Source organism: Pseudochelatococcus lubricantis (assembly GCF_042432495.1).
GTDB lineage: Bacteria > Pseudomonadota > Alphaproteobacteria > Rhizobiales > Beijerinckiaceae > Pseudochelatococcus > Pseudochelatococcus lubricantis.
Window position 1 is genome coordinate 1 of sequence record NZ_JBHLXC010000026.1, and the last position, 719, is coordinate 719.

Sequence of the window (719 nt, forward strand, 5' to 3'; positions counted from 1 at the left end):
TGTTGGGCGAACGGATTGGTTTGACGGACGAGGAATGGGCGCTGATCGGTCCACTTTTACCTGCGGAACGGGGACGCGGATGCCGCCCTGCTCAGGACAATCGGCGCTATTTCGAGGGTATGATGTGGATGGCGCGCACCGGGGCGCAATGGCGACACCTGCCTGATGAATACGGCAAGTGGAACAGCGTATTCCGGCGTTATCGACGATGGGTAGAGACCGGCGTTTTCGAAGCGATGCTCGAAACCCTGGCAGAGATGGTCGAGCGGGATCGAAGCGCTGACATGATCGACAGCACCATAGTACGGGCACATCATTGTGCGGTCGGCATAAAAAGGGGACTCAGGAGACCGAGGCGCTTGGCCGATCGCGCGGCGGCTTCACCACCAAGCTCCATGCCCGATGCGATGCGAAAGGCCGCCCGCTCGGCTTCGTCCTGACGCCCGGGCAGGCGCATGATATCCAGGGCTTTGCACCTTTGTTCCGAATGATCTCCGACCGGATCGAGGCGTTTCTCGCCGACAAGGGCTATGACACCGATGCCATTCGCAAAGAGATCGCTGACGCTGAGGTCGAGGCTGTCATTCCCTCAAAAAGCAACAGGCGCGAGCTGATCCCGCACGACAAAGCCAAATACAAATGGCGTAACCAGATCGAGAGGCTCTTCAACAAGCTCAAGAACTGGCGGCGTGTCGCAACCCGATATGACAAGACCAAGG

General features: G+C 58.8%; 1 pseudogene. It reads left to right on the forward strand.

The features are described 5' to 3' along the window. Positions 1-20: 20 nt before the first annotated feature. A pseudogene (locus ACFFJ7_RS20935) lies at positions 21-719 on the forward strand (IS5 family transposase); the annotation flags it as partial.